This is a genomic window from Salinimicrobium oceani (assembly GCF_012037645.1).
Genome location: NZ_JAAVJR010000792.1, coordinates 1 through 415, shown reverse-complemented (window position 1 = coordinate 415; position 415 = coordinate 1). Strand labels below are relative to the sequence as shown.

Genomic DNA, 415 nt, shown 5'->3' with positions numbered 1-415 from the left:
ATTATTTAGGAAAATGGCCTTTTCAGTCTGTTCTACAGAAAAGACTTTAATATTCTGCTGCTGTAGCCCCTTTACCAGTTCCAGGGCATCTTCAGTATATTCCCAATCTACAGTATCTGTAGCTCCCAATGCGGTCTTATGAATATCTTTATGAGGTGGTGCGGCAGTGATGCCACAAAGCCAGATCTTCTCAATTAAAAAGGCATCTGCTGTTCTAAAGACGGAGCCTATATTGTTGATGCTTCTTATGTTGTCTAAAATGACAATTACAGGAGTCTTTTCTGCCGACTTAAATTCTTGGGTAGATTTCCTGTCGAGTTCGCTGTTCCTGAGCTTTCGGTTTTCCATGGGTGCAAAAATAGGAAAATTAAAAAGCCACTCTTGGGGAGGAGTGGCTTTTAAGCAGCAAATCTAA

1 protein-coding gene is annotated in these 415 nt (G+C 40.7%); it reads right to left on the bottom strand.

Features of this window, described 5'->3' with window-relative positions:
• Positions 1–348: TrmH family RNA methyltransferase (locus tag HC175_RS19430; protein WP_168139778.1), on the bottom strand; the 348-nt coding region annotated here is incomplete at its 3' end.
• Positions 349–415: the final 67 nt, after the last annotated feature.